This is a genomic window from Roseofilum sp. KMC-1 (genome assembly GCF_057802075.1).
In genome coordinates this window covers 4,346,322-4,362,147 of the sequence record NZ_CM173605.1, presented here as the reverse complement: position 1 = coordinate 4,362,147, position 15,826 = coordinate 4,346,322, and the positions used below count along the sequence as shown (strand labels likewise).

The 15,826-nt window shown below is 47.3% G+C and carries 13 protein-coding genes; 7 read left to right on the top strand and 6 right to left on the bottom strand.

Going from position 1 to position 15,826, the window contains the following annotated elements; translation table 11 throughout:
* Position 1 precedes the first annotated feature (1 nt).
* Positions 2-1,648, bottom strand: coding sequence for an ArnT family glycosyltransferase (locus tag AC3FZD_RS20065; protein ID WP_488737716.1), 1,647 nt, complete (start codon positions 1,646-1,648; stop codon positions 2-4).
* 127 nt (positions 1,649-1,775) lie between these two features.
* Here AC3FZD_RS20065 and AC3FZD_RS20060 point away from each other — a divergent pair, with 127 nt between their 5' ends.
* A complete protein-coding gene (locus AC3FZD_RS20060; protein WP_488737715.1) occupies positions 1,776-2,150 on the top strand; it encodes a hypothetical protein in 375 nt (124 codons plus the stop codon).
* On the opposite strand, the gene AC3FZD_RS20055 is transcribed toward AC3FZD_RS20060, so the two are convergent.
* Together AC3FZD_RS20055 and AC3FZD_RS20050 are read right to left on the bottom strand one after the other, a co-directional pair.
* A complete protein-coding gene (locus tag AC3FZD_RS20055; RefSeq protein WP_488737714.1) occupies positions 2,125-2,667 on the bottom strand; it encodes a hypothetical protein in 543 nt (180 codons plus the stop codon). The two genes, AC3FZD_RS20060 and AC3FZD_RS20055, sit on opposite strands and share 26 nt — an antisense overlap.
* 2 nt (positions 2,668-2,669) lie before the next feature.
* Complete coding sequence (locus AC3FZD_RS20050; RefSeq protein ID WP_488737713.1) at positions 2,670-3,446, bottom strand: hypothetical protein; 777 nt, start codon at positions 3,444-3,446, stop codon at positions 2,670-2,672.
* A gap of 256 nt (positions 3,447-3,702) precedes the next feature.
* Here AC3FZD_RS20050 and AC3FZD_RS20045 point away from each other — a divergent pair, with 256 nt between their 5' ends.
* The 6 genes from AC3FZD_RS20045 (at position 3,703) to AC3FZD_RS20020 (ending at position 13,450) form a co-directional block, all read left to right on the top strand.
* Positions 3,703-4,506 (top strand): tetratricopeptide repeat protein, encoded by an 804-nt coding sequence (locus tag AC3FZD_RS20045; RefSeq protein ID WP_488737712.1) that lies wholly within the window; start codon positions 3,703-3,705, stop codon positions 4,504-4,506.
* Positions 4,507-4,710: 204 nt separating this feature from the next.
* Entirely contained in the window at positions 4,711-4,947 is a 237-nt protein-coding gene (rpmB, locus tag AC3FZD_RS20040; protein WP_488737711.1) for a 50S ribosomal protein L28, read from the top strand.
* A 466-nt stretch (positions 4,948-5,413) separates the two neighbouring features.
* Positions 5,414-10,642, top strand: a complete 5,229-nt coding sequence (hpsA, locus tag AC3FZD_RS20035) for a hormogonium polysaccharide biosynthesis protein HpsA (RefSeq protein WP_488737710.1) — start codon at positions 5,414-5,416, stop codon at positions 10,640-10,642.
* A 36-nt stretch (positions 10,643-10,678) separates the two neighbouring features.
* Positions 10,679-11,491: a hormogonium polysaccharide secretion pseudopilin HpsB gene (hpsB, locus tag AC3FZD_RS20030; RefSeq protein ID WP_488737709.1), complete on the top strand. Its 813-nt coding sequence runs from the start codon at positions 10,679-10,681 to the stop codon at positions 11,489-11,491.
* A 60-nt stretch (positions 11,492-11,551) separates the two neighbouring features.
* The gene (gene hpsC / locus AC3FZD_RS20025; RefSeq protein ID WP_488737708.1) at positions 11,552-12,718 is read left to right on the top strand and encodes a hormogonium polysaccharide secretion pseudopilin HpsC; all 1,167 of its coding nucleotides are present in this window, start codon (positions 11,552-11,554) and stop codon (positions 12,716-12,718) included.
* A 15-nt stretch (positions 12,719-12,733) separates the two neighbouring features.
* Complete coding sequence (locus AC3FZD_RS20020; protein ID WP_488737707.1) at positions 12,734-13,450, top strand: prepilin-type N-terminal cleavage/methylation domain-containing protein; 717 nt, start codon at positions 12,734-12,736, stop codon at positions 13,448-13,450.
* A gap of 94 nt (positions 13,451-13,544) precedes the next feature.
* On the opposite strand, the gene mdh is transcribed toward AC3FZD_RS20020, so the two are convergent.
* The 3 genes from mdh to AC3FZD_RS20005 form a co-directional block, all read right to left on the bottom strand.
* Positions 13,545-14,507: a malate dehydrogenase gene (mdh, locus tag AC3FZD_RS20015; protein WP_488737706.1), complete on the bottom strand. Its 963-nt coding sequence runs from the start codon at positions 14,505-14,507 to the stop codon at positions 13,545-13,547.
* Positions 14,508-14,527: 20 nt separating this feature from the next.
* Positions 14,528-14,749 (bottom strand): NAD(P)H-quinone oxidoreductase subunit O, encoded by a 222-nt coding sequence (locus tag AC3FZD_RS20010; protein ID WP_488737705.1) that lies wholly within the window; start codon positions 14,747-14,749, stop codon positions 14,528-14,530.
* 268 nt (positions 14,750-15,017) lie between these two features.
* Positions 15,018-15,800, bottom strand: coding sequence for a DALR anticodon-binding domain-containing protein (locus AC3FZD_RS20005; protein WP_488737704.1), 783 nt, complete (start codon positions 15,798-15,800; stop codon positions 15,018-15,020).
* Positions 15,801-15,826 lie beyond the last annotated feature (26 nt).

Sequence of the window (15,826 nt, the reverse complement as noted above, 5' to 3'; positions counted from 1 at the left end):
TCTAAAGAGAAACTCCTGAAAGTTTGGTCACTAATGTCCAGCCTTCTGCCTCTCCTAACCGTTGCACTTGTTGGGGAAATCTGGCTTCGAGTGCTTCTAATCCTTGTTGATCCAACAGGAGATAGGGTTGGGGATATTGAGACCAAGCTTGCAGAATTTGGTCGAAGTGAGCCGGAATGAGGCGGCGATCGCTATAAAAATCCAGAGAAGGACGGCCATAGGGATAATTCGTCATAATGGGTTGTTGAATAGGAGTATGGGTAATGAGGATTGCAGCCACAGGTTTAACGGCAAATCCTTCCTGAAGCTCCCAAACCCAAACCGGGGAAGTCATCAAGAGCAGCAAAGAGACATAAGATCCCCATGCCAAAATACCAATAAACTGATAATCGCGCTGTTGGCATAAAAGGCTAACGACGGTGAAGGTAACGGCAATGGAAGCAAAAAGTGCTGGAATCATCCAACTGGAAAACCGTTGGGCAACCATAACATATAGGGTAGCGCCCCAAGCTCCTACTGCTAAAGTGTAAAAACTCCAGGTTAAGGTTTTAATGAACTGCTTTTTTAATCGGGGCATACCTTCAGAATAAGCTCGCCAAATTTCCGTTAGTTGCGCTCCACCGGCTAAAGCTAAGGCGGGATATAAAGGGAGAACATACCAAGGTAATTTGGTACTCATCATAGAGATGGCTGTAAAATAAACTCCTGCCCAGACTAAAACCAATTTTCCCCAACTTAAGCTGCGATGTTGCCAGGCTAATCTTAGACCGGGAATAAATATCAATAACCAGGGAAGGGATAGCTTGAGAATTTCCAGTAGATAATACCATGGGGGGCCAGAACGGTTTTCTACGGACTGCCAAATGCGACTCAAGGACTGATGAACTAATCCGGTTTCTAAAAAGGGATTGCCATAATGGATTAGTTGTAGGCTATACCAAAGGGTAACGGGAATTAGGCCAAAGATAATGCCTAGCCATAGATAAGTGGACTTGAGTAAACGGGGAGTATCCCAGGCTAAAAAAAGGAGGGCGATCGCCCCCAACAAGAGGGCTAAAATACTTTTAGTTAAAGCAATTAAACCTAACCCTAAGCCTAAACCCAGACTATAGCGGAGATTTCGCCGTCCCTTCAGCGTAAATAGCATCATCAGCAGCAAAAAACATAAAACCGGCCCATCTAGCATGGCTAATCGGCCATGGCGAACTACGGGTAATAAGGTTAAATAGATCAGGGTGGAAAAAAGGGCGGGGAGTCGTTGGCGAAATAATTCTAAACTGAGACTATAAAATAGGGGAACGGCGATCGCACTCAGCAGTGCCGAAGGTAAACGAGTGGCCCATTCACTGACTCCTACGGATTGATACATTAGGGCAATCAACCAATGGACTAGGGGCGGTTTATTAAAATAGGGTAATCCGGATAAGGTGGGAAATAACCAACCTTGCCAACTGGGAGAGCGGCTGATATTGCGGGCAACTTGGGCGATGGTTCCTTCATCCCAATCTCTTAAGGGTACTCCTCCTAAATTAATCATAAATAGTATGAGAGCAGCGACCAGGAATCCCAGAGCTACGAAGCGATCGATCCGGCGCTCAACTGTCAGTAAACGGTTGGGGGAGTGAAGAGAAGAAAAATCACGGGTCATGGAAGATAAAGTAGGGGGATCTCTTCGAGAGGAAACTGCTATAGTATACCCTTTGAGGAGAAAGATTTTCTGTTGTGCAAGCAAGTCGTTTACCTATTCCCTATTTCCTCAATTGGAGGTTGAGTCCATGGTTAAACAAGTGCATCGAGTGGAACGCCATTCTGGAGGTCGAGGGGCAAAAATTGCCGCTACTGCGATCATTTGGCCCTGTGCGGTGGCGATGTTAGCGATTTGTATTCCGATTGTAAAAGTGGTGAAAAGCGAGTTTGTTCCTCTAGTGGTTATTTTGGGGGCTAGTGGTAGTACGGCTTTAGTTTGGTTTAGTCCGGCGATCGCCTCTGGAAAGCAGGAAAATGAATGGGATGGCTCCTCTGAAATTATCGATCCTGAACAGATGACTTTGGTCAAAACCGTTGATTCTGAAGAGGTGCGTTCCGAAAGTTGGAGTAATGTATCGCCATCGAATCAGGAAAGTATTACCCCCATTTTGCCTCTTTGGTAGGTTTGGCGCAAAGGGCTATAAATTCACAGGCGGTCATTTTTTGCCATAAAGTCTGGCCGTAGATTTGACCATAACCGATGGCTCGATCTGGCGATCGCCATAATTCCCAGTGATCCACTGCTGGATCGGCATAAAATCCGCCATTACCTGTTCCCAAAAGACTAGAACTACAATGGGTGAAATAATCATGGCTGAGGCGATAAATGGGAAACGGCCCAGTTAATACTACTCCCCAGGCATCGAGAGCAATTAGGGCTTGAATCTGACCTCCGGCTTGATGCCAAAGCCAACTGGCGGCGATCGCCCCTACCCCTCCAGCACTGTAGCTAATTACTGTAATTTGATGACTGCATTCTCTGGGATTTCCCCAAGCTGCCACCCACTCCTGAAATACCCTGTAGCCGTCAATGGGAAAAGCGGTAGATCTGACCTTTGCTATGGGCAGATCCACCACTTCTAGAAACTCATCGGTTAAGGAAGGCGGATGAAATCCTGGACAAATGGCGATCGCTACCACCTTTAAGACTCTGGGGTAGACTGTCGCCGATCCATCGGATGGGGAAGCCTAATCTGGGGACGCGGCGATCCAGAACTGGGCAAAATCGGTTTAGGTGTGCCCACACTTCGGGGCTTAAAATAAGCTCCTCTTCGCGGACGGCCCATAGGCCGCGGCGATCGGGATCTGGGGTCTCTGGGCACGGGTGCGATACATAGAGCCTCTTGAATCACCAACTCCGATCCCTCTCTCACCACATGAAATTCCCAAAAATGGTGTAGTGCTTTACCGATTAAAGAGCCTTTCAGGGTGAGCTTAAACGATCGCGGTTTTTCCCCTTTTTTGCGCGGTGCTTGATTAATTCTAACTTTCACTTCTCCCGTTTCTGAAGCATGAAATATCACTTCCCCACGAATGGAAAAATAATTATCACCCATTAAGGGATGTAGATTGCGATCGGCAAATTCAGGTGAATCGAGGGTTTCCGGTTCCCAGACTCCCAAAATCTGGGTATGCAAATTTTCCTCTTTTTCACGGGTACGAGGATAAACCACCCAGAGATGTTCTACTTCTAAATCTAAGTGTTTTTTGAGCAAACTCATCATCCGGCCGAGTAAAACCGCATCAATTTCTGTACCATCTGAAGCCACTAGCGTCCCTTGGGTTAAATGATCTCCAGCATAATACCGGCCTCGAATTAAACCAATGGCTCGATATTGTAAGGGTTCAGAGGGAGCAGGAATCGGTTGAAATGCCTGCTCTGAGGATAAGGGAGAAGATGCAGAAGTAGGAGAAAACATGCTCGATCAAGGGGTGAGGGCTGGATAGGAGATAGATCTTTTCACTTAAGAAGCCCAGCATAAAGCTGAGGGAGATCTTTAGGAAAAGCCTATTATAGCAAGGGTTGGATTTCCCATTGCTCTATGCAAGCCCTGACCCACTAAATCCGCACTATTTCCATATTCCCCCATTCCCCCATTCCCCCACTCCCCCACTCCCCCACTCCCCTATTCCCCCATTCCCCTACAATGGCTAGAAGAGTTCGAGGGATTTGGTGTGACGATTAAGCGTAGTAGTTGGGTAATCAATGCCATTTTGATTTTAGCTGTGGTCGCCTTGTTGGGGGTTTCTACTATTCCTCCCCTAACCGAAGCCTTCCGCGCTTCCACTGCGGTCAATTCTAATGCTTCCCCTATGCCAGCAGTGGAGTCTCGACAGGCAAAATTAGAAGCTCAGGAACGAGGGTATCAGTTGGTTTTGGAGCGGGAACCGGATAATCAAAGTGTGTTGCGGGGATTGTTGGATGTGCGCTTAGAATTACGGGATATTAAAGGGGCGATCGCCCCTTTAGAAAAGTTAGTCCAACTTAACCCCCAAGATCTTCAGTATCGCATCCTCTTAGCAGAAGCCAAGAATTACACCGGAGAACCCGACAGTGCCGCACAGATCTATCGCCAAATCTTAACGGAAAAACCCGGAGAAATGAGCGCTCTGCAAGCATTGGTTGACCTACAACTCAGACAACAAAATCCCCAAGCGGCGATCGGGGTATTAGAAGAAACCCTCAAAAAAGCACCCCAAGCTAATCAACTCAAAGCCGGAACCATCGATACTGCCTCGGTTAAACTCCTGTTAGGGCGCGTGTATGCTGACTTAGAACGCTATGAAGAGGCGATCGCCGTCTACGATCAAGCCATAGAAGACAATAAAACTGACTTTCGTCCCCTGTTGGGAAAGGCGATCGTCCTCCAACGTCAAGGCAAACCCGACCAAGCCAAACCCCTCTTCGCCAGCGCCACCACCCTCGCGCCCCCCGAATACAAAGACGAAATCGATCGCCTCATGAACCAGGAAGAATAGGGGAATGGGGGAATAGGGGAATGGGGGAATAGGGGAATGGGGGAATAGGGGAATAGGGGAATAGGGGAATAGGGGAATGGGGGAATGGAGGGAGTGCGAGCATCTTGCTCGCTTGTTGACCAATTCCCCATCACCCATTACCCATTACCCATTACCAGCGCGTAGCGCTACAATAAGGGATTGCAGCAAAAAAAGAGGTAACCCATGTCCCGTATCTGTCAACTCACCCAGAAAAAAGCTAACAACGGCTTCGCCATCTCCCACTCCCACAGACGCACCAAAAAACGCCAAGAAGTTAACCTTCAGAGCAAGCGCGTCTGGTGGTCTGAAGGCAACCGTTGGGTTAGACTCAAACTCTCCACCAAAGCCATCAAAACCCTAGAGACCAAAGGACTCCAAGCCATGGCTAAAGAAGCCGGAATCGACCTCAACCAATATTAATTCAGTCGAACCTATAGGGGTTTGGTCTCCAAACCCCCCCAAATAACTCATCTTAACAACAGACCAAAAACCCTGTAGGGGCGGGTTTTCCCCAAATATAGGACACCCAACATCAACCCTGTATGTCGCGCAGCGAAACCCGCCCCCCACCGCTATTAATTTCTACCTATTAATTTCTCCTTCTCCCTTGGGTAAGCTAAACCTAGGGTAGTAGCTTGCCATTCCCAAGGCAAATCGGACATCAACGGTGAATTCACAGTTGATGGTTACCGCAAAAATTTGTTAAGACAGAGAGGAGAATCCCTAAATACCGATTCTCGATCCTTCTTAACCCAACCGAGTAGTCCGAGCATCTTGCTCTCTACCCCCTCGCGAGAATCTCCCATTCTTCTCAAATTTCAACCGCCCTAGTGGCGACCCAAATCGGGGCTTATATCGCATCTCTTCCACATCCAGGACAGCTTCTATGTCTATCCAACGCCTACTCAGACCCATCCGGAATAGTTTCCTCAACCTAGGACGAACCCTAAGTCGATTGCTCTCCCATTTCCTCCGACGAGGACTAGGGGGGCTTTTCCGAGTCGGACAGGGGCGACAAGCGGGGTTTGTCCTCCCCACCGTCACTATGGTGATGCTGGTGGTATCGTTGCTCACCCTTGCTATGTTGTTGCGCTCCACAGACCGAGGCAAAAATGCTCAAAATTTCCGGGTAAATGAAGCGACGTTAAATGCTGCTGTTCCTGCCTTAGAGCGGGCAAAGGCGAAGATAGATAAGCTCTTTAGTGACCCTGCTTTGGCAGGACGGGGTACGCCCTCTGATGATGCTCTTCTAGAGGTTTTTGCAGGTAGCATTGATACTACTTATACTTTTGGTGATGAAACTCCCTTAGTCCTCGTTTCTAATGCAGATAAGGATACTAAAATTGGGGTAGAAGACACAGAAGATCAGGATAAGAAAGATGGCAAAATCAGCAGAGAGAGGCCAGAATCTTTAGTGACGGCGTGGAAATTTCCTGTAGATACCAACAATAATGGGAAATTCGATACCTTTACCCTCTATGCTATTTACCTCGCCAACAGTCCTGGAGAAGAGGAGCGCCCCCGGTATCCCCTAGAAGCCCGTACTTCCCCCATGAGTGAAGGGCAGAAACCCTCGCGCTGTCAGACCAGCGTGGTGACTTCTGCTAGTAAGGTGGGAACGAGTGGCTGGCTGAAAATTGATAATAAACTGAAGAAAAGTATTAATGTTTATGCCGCTAACGTCCCCATTACTAGCCTTAACGATACTAGTGGAACGAAAGTTTTAGATGAGAAGCTCTACGAAGAATTCCAAGGAGCCGGTGGATTTTCTGCCATTGAATATCAGCAAGACAGGAGTCGCATTCCCCTCGCTAACAATGCTGTTGTCTATGAAGATGACTTAGAAATCCTCCCTGGTGCAGGATTACAACTCAATGGACGAGTTTTTAGTAATGGTAGTTTATTGATTGGAGATCGGGGAGAAACCGTGCGTCTCTGGCTAGTCAGTAGCCCTGATTCTTGTTTTTATGAAGAAGAAATCAGTAAGGTTTTAGTGGGAGGAAACTTGGCGAACGGACAAGTCAATGAGGATGATGATAATAAAAATGCTTTGATCGATCTCTTTAAAGGGAAAGGGGAAGACCCAGAAGAGAAAGAAGCCCTTGGGAAGAATGAGAAAAGTATTACGGCGAAAGGAGGTCAGGCTGTTGCCAGTAATACCTTTGCTTATCAGGAGCGGATTGATTACATGGTGAAGGCTGCCGTTCTCCTGGGAGACTGGGACGACAATGACAAAAAGGGAGAGGAGTTTAAAATTACTAAATTCCCTCCAGCTATTCCTCAAGGGGTAATTAATAGTATTGAAGGCAAAATGCAAGCCAATGCTGACCTGGTATTTGAGGAGGTTCGCGATCAAGAACTAGAGGTGTATTTCAGACAGCGGACTCGTCGTGTTCCCTATGGAGAAGTGGGTGCGGGTGGATTGGCTTGGTTTGTCAATACAACTAATCTTGATCCGATAAATACAATAGATAAAGCTAAAGCTGAAAAATTCTTTGAGATGGATCGGACAGGGGAACCAGATACTACTGGACTCAATCCCCTGCGTCCCCCCAACCGTTGGATGTATCCTGTCGATCCAGATGATAATGTAAGCACTTACATGAAACCGAAAAGTGGCACGGGGTTGGTGCTAGATGTGGGTAATCCGAAAGCCTCCGATCCTACCCTTCGCAATGGTAAGGAGCATTTAGTCGGAGATCGAGTTTTAATTGGGAACAACTTACCAGAATATGTCTATAACCGCCAGACTCAGGAGTTTACCAAAAACGGGGAACAAGATCTGCAAAAGAAAGATAATAAGTGGTTTACGCTGGATGGGAAGAAAACTACCAATAATATCCGCGCTCGGACTTCTCAGGTAACCACGCTCACGGAACTGGGCGCAACGGATAGAGATGGTTTCTGGGAACTTGCGGCCGCTAAAAAACCCCAAGATCCGAAAATTGATACGGTAGGGGGTTTGCGAGTCGTCACTGGGGTAGGGTTGTATTTGCCGCAAGACAAATCCACCCCAGCTCTTTCTTCACCAACTCCTGATCCTGAGAATTGGCCTCTCACTCACACCGCTTGGCCCGACTGGATGCCCATGCCCAAAGGGAATGAAAAAATCTACGACGAGGTAGGGCAACCAATAGGAGGAACCAGTGGCACAAGCAAACACCCCTACTTGCAGATGCGAGCAACGGCTGTTTATCACTATGACAAAGACCCTTCGAGTGATAAGGGTGACCCCTACGATCCCAATGACCCCATTGACCCCAGTGGAGAACATTATCAAGAACCCATTGCTTGTGTGAGCAGTTATTACGATCCCACCAATCCTGAAAGTGGTAATGCTGGTTCAGGCTCGGCAACCTCTAATGTTCCTGACAAAGCAGGAAAGAGTGACAATGGCGTAGTCTACGCCTGGCCAAAAGATAAGTGGAGTGAGTATGGTCTATACCTGGAATACCAAGCTAAACTCAGATTCCCCAATGGGAATTGGGTTAACCCCATTCTTCATGAACTAGATGGTGGAAAAATGCCGGGTACTACAGCTTGGACAACGGGAGGAGTACGATCAGGACAAAAATTAACCCTATCTGAGAAAACAGCCATTGATACTGCCTTTTGTGCTGTTAGTATACTTAAGGGAGCAACAGAAGATACTAGCAATGTAGTTCCGAAGGGCACTATCTATGAAACTGCTTTCTTAGATGCACGGGAAATCAAGGCGATTGAAGCTGATGATGATAAGAAATTTGAGAGCAATTATGATTTGCCCATTGAGCGGCGGCAACCTCTAGAAATCCGGGCAACTGTTCTGGATTTAGGCAAGATGGCTGATACTAAATTTGGGTCTGCTACGCCGACGCAAGAGTATCTGTTCCCCAATAGTGGCATTATCTATGCTACCCGCGAGGATGCTGTACCGGATAATAGCGTGCAGGGTAATAAGGCTTTGAGTTCTAAGGATAGCGTCCTCGATCCCTATCGCCGTCCCAATGCCATTATGCTGGTCAATGGTCAAGACTTGAGTCGGGAAACAGATTATCGGCTGGAGGAGCGCGGGTTGATTTTGGCGACGAATTTGCCGGTGTATATCAAAGGCAATTTCAACGAGCATAAGCAGGGTGAATTTACCACGGGAACTCATCTAGACTATAGCCGAACGGCAGATAAGCTTAACCCGAATTTTGCCTGTCGTAAAGGCCAGTTTCCTACCTGTACGGATGGTGAATCTTGGCGGCCCGCTACGGTGATTGCTGATGCGGTTACCCTGCTCTCTAGTAATTTCCAAGAGGGGTTCCGCTCGGATGGTGATTATGATTTACGGATGAACTGGGATGCTCCGGCGAAGTGGTGGAAAAATCCGTCAGATACAGCGTATGAGTTTAAGGTTGTTTCTCCTTCTCCAGTTGGATTTGATGCTAATCGTGATGGAAAAATTGATATCACAAAAGCGAGTGAAGCCTCACCCATGGATCTGAAAGCAACGCCTCCTAAGTATGCAATGGATCTGAATTTAGATGGCGATACTGCTGACGAAGTAGAAGAAACAAAAATCTCGCCAACAACGGTAGCTCGTGCCATACGGCGGTTGAATGGGTTCTTTGATAATAACTTTGTCACTAGCCGCGAATTCAAAGATGATGACTTTTCAAAAGAGTACAAGGACGATGACTACAAAAAGAGTTTCAAGAACAGAGAAGTAACATCAACAGTTCCCCTACCCCCATACCAAAGTTCCTACTTCAACAACTTCGTCACCCCCATTCAGCGCCGGGTAAACTTTCCAGAGTATGTGATGGAGATTTGCGAAAAACTCCCCGTCTCCGCCTGCGGCCCGGATGATTGGGAGATAGATCCTCCGCTACTGAACGTTGGGACAACTAAGAAAGGAGAACTTAAATACGGGACAACCGCTACTCCTGCTACTGATCAACGATTTCCTCGTCGGGTTGCTTTCCTTCGGAAGCAAGATGGCACGCTGATTTTAACGAACAACAACACTCCAATTGCCATAGGAATTAATAGTGATAAAGTAGCATTGTATTCTCATGCGTGTGTTAATGTTCCTGGAGAAGTTAAGGCTAAGTATTTTGGATCTATACAACTACAACCACAGAGTGGGAGTGGGTGTCCTTCACCAAGTCCTTCGCCAAGTCCTTCGCCAAGTCCTTCGCCAAGTCCTTCGCCAAGTCCTTCGCCAAGTCCTCCACCAACTTCTGTAACTGTATCCATTGGATTTCCCACATCAGTCCCCAACGCCCTGTGGTTCAAAACCACTAGCGGTACAACAAACCCACCTTCAGGTGATTACTATGGGTTCGGTAGTAGTGCGAAGGGGTTATTCTACCTCAACTCACTCACGGGAACTATCCCTGGGGAACAACCCCTCCTTGTGCCCGTGCTGCAACTGCAAGTGACGAGCCGTACTCCCCAAGATACAAGTGACTTCCCTAACAATATTGCTAAAGAGGGATTGCCTAACAACCGTAACGTTAGAATCTCTAACTGGATGCAACACGCCACAACTTCAGCCGACTTTAACTTGGTAATGACCGCCGGGGATACTCCGGGAAGACCTCAAGATCAAAATGGCGGTTTGGGTAACTATCCGCGCTTCCTGGAAAGTTGGCGGAAAGAGGGCGATAAGGATAATAACCCAACCAATATGCTGGGTTCCTTTATTCAGCTTGCTCGAAGTGCTTATGGGGATGCGCCTTTTGCGACTTTGATGGATGAGAAATATGGTGGGATTGCTCCGAATTCTAAACGTGATAATCCTGCTGGGGAGTTTGGTTATATCCAAGGCTATCAAACAACTAATGGCGAGGGTCTGGTTCCCTACTACGCTCCTCCTGCGCGTAACTGGGGATTCGATGTGGCGTTGCTCACTCAGCAACCTGACTTATTCTCCCAACAGTTCACCATGCCGCCCACAGCAGATCCCAATGAGTTCTTCCGGCAAGTAAACCGGGATGATGACTGGGTGCAAACCTTGCTCTGTGCGGCTCAAGCTAAGGATACGGTGGGAGGGTTTGACAATGCTACTTCTGCCTATGGCAAGGATTACAAATATGCCATTCCCAAGGATCAAATGCCGGGTACTTGTCCTTTTAGTCCTTAATATATGCCTCTGGAGTTTGCGCGAGGAAAACCTACTATGTCTACTCAAAAGCTGAAACCTACCCTATCTTCTGATGCCGGATTCACATTGATTGAATCTCTGGTAGCAATTGTAATTCTCAGTATCATGCTGGTGGGGGTTGCACCATTAATTGTCTTATCTACCGCGACTCGCGTCCAAGCGCGTCGGGTAGAGCAAGCAACGGAAGCCGCCAGAACCTATCTTGACGGGGTGCGCTCTGGGGTGATTTTTCCACCCAATGTAGTTTTCCAATTAGATGAAGTGGATGAGGCAAACAATAACAAGTTTGTTTCCAAACGTGATATTTTTTCCAGGGTGCAGCCCCCTGCGGGTAGCGCCCTCGCCAGCAGTTGCAAGCCCCCTACGACTGCCCCGACAGCTCTAAAAGCTGAAAACTATCCCTACTGCAATAATCCCAAAGAACCGGCTGATGCGCCCACGAGTTCGGCAGCCGGGAGTTCAGCCGTTAGCCTGTATTGTATAGATCGCGACGGCGATCCTGGGTGTACTCGCGGCAGTAATGCGGATTTAATTGTGCAGGCTTATCGCAGTTCAACAGTCAATGCGGCTGAGTTGACGAAGACAATCAAACTTAAAAATGATGTTTCTGAGGATGATGGCATGAGAAATGGCTATCTCTTAGGGATTCGGGTGTATCGGGCGGATGCGTTTAGCGATACTACAGCCCTGAAAGCCAACAGCGTCCAGAAAGCCTACGGAGCCACCTGGGATAAAAAAGCTCCCCTCGTGGAGATGGTAACGGAGATTTCCGGGACAGGGGATGGGACATTCGATTCTTTGTGTCAGCGTGTGGGGGGATGTCAGTAAATGGGTTTTGAAAGATAAATTGAAAAGACGATAGAAACGGCGAACATCAGGTGAATAGCCATGCGAGATTTTATTCAACGACTTTTATCTTATACCTGTAAATTAGGGCGTAATTCTTCTGGTCAATTAGGTTCTAAATTCGGTGCTGCCCGTGGGTTTACATTAATTGAATTGCTAGTCGCTCTGGTGGTAGCTTCGATTATGATTAGTAGCCTCTTGGGGTTTATGGTGGACATTCTGGGCAAAGACCGCAAGGAGCAGGCGAAAACTACGACAGAACAGGAGATTCAAGCCGCTCTCAGCTATATCGCCAGAGATTTGGAGCAAGCGGTCTATATTTATGATGCAGAAGGATTAGAAAAGATTACCAATAAATATAGTACGACAGAGGGTTCCGGTGGGAGTCAACTGCGTGCAAGTGCAAATCAAGTCCCTGTCTTGGTGTTTTGGAAACGGAAGATTTTAAGGGCAGACCAAGAATTGCCACTCAGTAATAACAAAACGGAATCAGTGGGCTGTCTGGTAAAAGTCAAAGACTTAAAAGGAAAAGAAGAATGTAATAACCAGGATTATCCTGTCTATTCGCTCGTTGCTTATTATCTGATGAAGGATGCCACTTGCGATCCTAATTCAACTTGGTCTTGTGCTGCCCAAATTGGTCGCTTTGAGATTCATGATGGCATTCGGGATACTGATGGTAAGGTAGCTGATGGGCAACGTAAAGAAGGAAGTGATGAGGTAGATTATGATTTGCTTCCTAGTGATGGATTTAATCCGTTTATCTTGGATAAGGCAGTTGAAGAGGCGATGAACAAATGGACTAAGCATACTGAAGGCTATGAAGATAATGTTCAAGTGCTAATGGACTATGTAGACCAAACAACAGTTGCCGATGGTGCAAAACCCACTCATAAAAAACAAGCAGATTGTCAGTCGAGTTTTGGCCCAACAGATACTAATGTTCAGCTTGTGCCCAATTACGACAGCACCGGAAATACTAATTTAACCACTACCGTTCCCGATGTCTTTAAGACGGGGAGCTTTTATGCTTGTGTTGATTCAAGTCGCACGGTTGCCCAAGTCTTTATCCGAGGAAATGCCTTAGCGCGAACGGTAGCGAATAGCCAAATAGCTACTCAAGCGAAATACCAGGATGAACGATCAGCATTTTTCCCAACTGGTACGATTCAAGTGAAAGGGCGAGGGTTGTTAAATGTGGAACAATAATTAAGGGGGGTTCTGATGAGAAGTTTATGGCTTAAACACTGGCTGAGTTTGTCGAAGGCTAGACAAGGCGGGTTTACCTTAATTGAGTTGATGGTGGTGATTGCTCTAGTTGGTATTCTCAGTACCATTGCGGCTCCGAGTTGGTTAAGTTTTGTCCGACAACAACGGGTGACATCGGTAAACGATGAGGTGTCTTTGGCCCTGCGGGAGGCGCAAGCAAAGGCGAGAAGTACGAAACTTGCCCAGAGTGTGACGGTGCGGGTGACGGCTGAAGGTGTTCCCCAAGTGGCGCTTCATCCGAAGACGATTACGGTGGACAAGCTAGGTAACGGTAATGGTTGGGAAAATTTGGGGTCAGAGAAGGGGATTTCTGGGAATCAAGTTCTATTTTTTACGAATCTCTTGGCTAACGATCCTGCAAATAATAAAGGAAATCAGAATAAGATAGATGAAACGATTGCCCAAAATGCTTATCCTCAACCCAAGGTTGGCACAAAGGGGCCAGTTACGATTACCTTCGATCAAGATGGGAATTTAGATCCTTTAACTGTTCCCGATTTAACTACTGGTAATCCTCCTAATGCGATAGATAAAGGCTTAATTATTGGTGTGGCTGCACCTCTTGGGAACGATCCAACGAAACCGGTGGAAAATACGCAGCGTTGTGTGATTATAAGGACGTTGTTGGGGGCGATGGAGTTGGAGTCTGAGAGTAATTGTAATCCTTGGTAGGGATAAAGGCAGCCCTCATCCCCCTACCCCCTTCTCCCACAGGAGAAGGGGGAAATCTCACTTTAACACCGAATAAAGGGTCTACCCTGTTGGACTAATCAAAGCCGACTAAGCTTTCCGCCATTTCTAAACCTTTACGCACAGATTTAGCGGACTCATGGAGGGCAGCAATTTCAGCCTCTTCTAGGGGTAATTCTAAGATACGCTGAATACCTTGGTATCCCAATTGACAGGGAACGCCCATATAAATATCATTCAAACCATATTCACCTTGGAGATATCCAGCAACGGGCATAAACCGGGACTGATTGTGTAGCATGGCTTCCACCATCAGACAGACAGAGGAAGCAGGAGCATAATAAGCCCCGCCGGTTTTCATGAGTTGTACGATTTCTGCCCCTCCTTGGCGGGTGCGATCCACGAGGCGATCGATAGTTTCTTTGTCCATCAGTTCAGTAATAGGAATGCCGCGAACGGTGGAGAAGCGAGGTAAGGGAACCATCAGATCCCCATGTCCTCCTAGCACCAGGGTTTGAATATCGGCAATGGAGCAGCCTAACTCAAAGGCAATAAAGGTCTCGAATCTAGCCGAATCCAGGACTCCCGCCATTCCCATCACCCGACTGGGATCGAGTCCACTGGCTTTCCAAGCTAAGTAGGTCATCACATCTAGGGGATTGGTGACTAAGATAAAGATGGCTTGGGGACAGTGGGCGATCGCCGATTTCACAGCAGATTTAACTATTTTGGCATTGATTTCGACTAAATCTTCGCGACTCATGCCGGGGGTGCGGGGTCTCCCAGCCGTTATCACCACAATATCGCAATCGACCAAATCAGCATAATCATTGCTGCCGATCAATTGGCGATCGTGGCGTTCTACTCCCCGTGCTTCCATCAGATCCAAGGCGATCGCCTGGGGCATTCCTTCGATCACATCCAATAGAACCACGTCAGCTAAGTCTTTCTCTGCAATGCGTTGCGCCAGAGTGCTGCCAACTTTTCCGGCTCCAATGATACCAACACGGGGAGCGATCGATTGATGTAGCTCTAACATGGGCAATTCTCTTTTTTTTGCTAGTTGAACAACTCAAGTTGATCTAAACGCAGCCAAATATTGGGGGTAGGAACCTGGCCAAACTTGACTAAAGCGTAGTCACCTTTGATGTCCATGATTTCGCCTTGGGTTTCAAAAATGTAGGGAGGAAACCGGGTATCGCTTGCACAAGCTTCTAGGGAATTATCCAATTTCTCTTGGATAGCCCGTACCATTGAACCTTTTTTAATTGCTGCTGCCATAATCAACTCAGGAATTACGTTTCAAAACTTCCCCTATGATACCAAGGAGCGATCTGGATTTATGGGTTAATTTTACCGGTTATTTCCTTGAAGCGATTTAATTTTAGATTTAAATCAGAAAGGACACCGACGACTGGCCGTGTTTCGTCTCGGTGTCCTTACTGGTTCGCTCCTCACACGATAGCTAATATAACTTACTCCATTGGGTTTGTCATCCCTTGAGAAGAATTTTTTTTATCGGACGAATAGGAACAGCTTCTCAAATCGATTACAATTCTGGAGGCGCACTCAAGCTTAATCCTTCTTCTAGTAAGGTTTTTAGGGTTTTTCGGCTCAAGGATACTAATCCTAAACGACTCAAAGCTAGGGGGCGATTTTCCTTTAAAGTCGATCCCCAGATGCGGCAATTTTGGTTAAATCTCAGGATCTCTTGACTTAAGGTTCGGGTTAAGGAGAGAAGGCGGGGGGGTGTAGGATCGTCAGGGAGGGTATCCCAACTGTGCAAGAGGGAGCGGATTAGGGTATGTTCCCTAGGGTGAGAAAGGCAAAAGCGGCGATCGCCCTCTAACCAAGGAATCGGATCGGGTTCTGTAATTCTGAAGGTAGATCGATCCAGACGGATTAAGCCCTGATTTTGTCCTAGACGCAAAAGGGAACAACAGCGAGCATGGGTAGCTTGCCAGGCGAATGCTTCTGGGCAATGAGGATCGAGGGAGTAGGGGGGATGCTTCAGAGTCAGGGAGTCTACCAGCAGAGCTTGTAGTTGTTCGGCTAAAGCCAGATCCCTGTAATGAAATTGAATCCAACCGGGAGAGCGCAAAGAGAGGGAAAACCCCGATAAGCTCTCTTGAGTTGAGAGCAATTCCAGCCATTGCTGTGCCCGATCCAGAGGGGAGCGATCGCCGTAGGTGGAGAATTTAAGGGCGATCGCCGATTGATAGCCCAAAGATTGGCATTCTGGCAACAGTTCCACCGGGATTTGCGCGATCCTTAAACTCCCTGATGAGGGTTCGATGACTCGATAAATCGCTTCTTGCAGACTCCTTTTCATCGATACAGGGGAGATGGCGCTTGAGG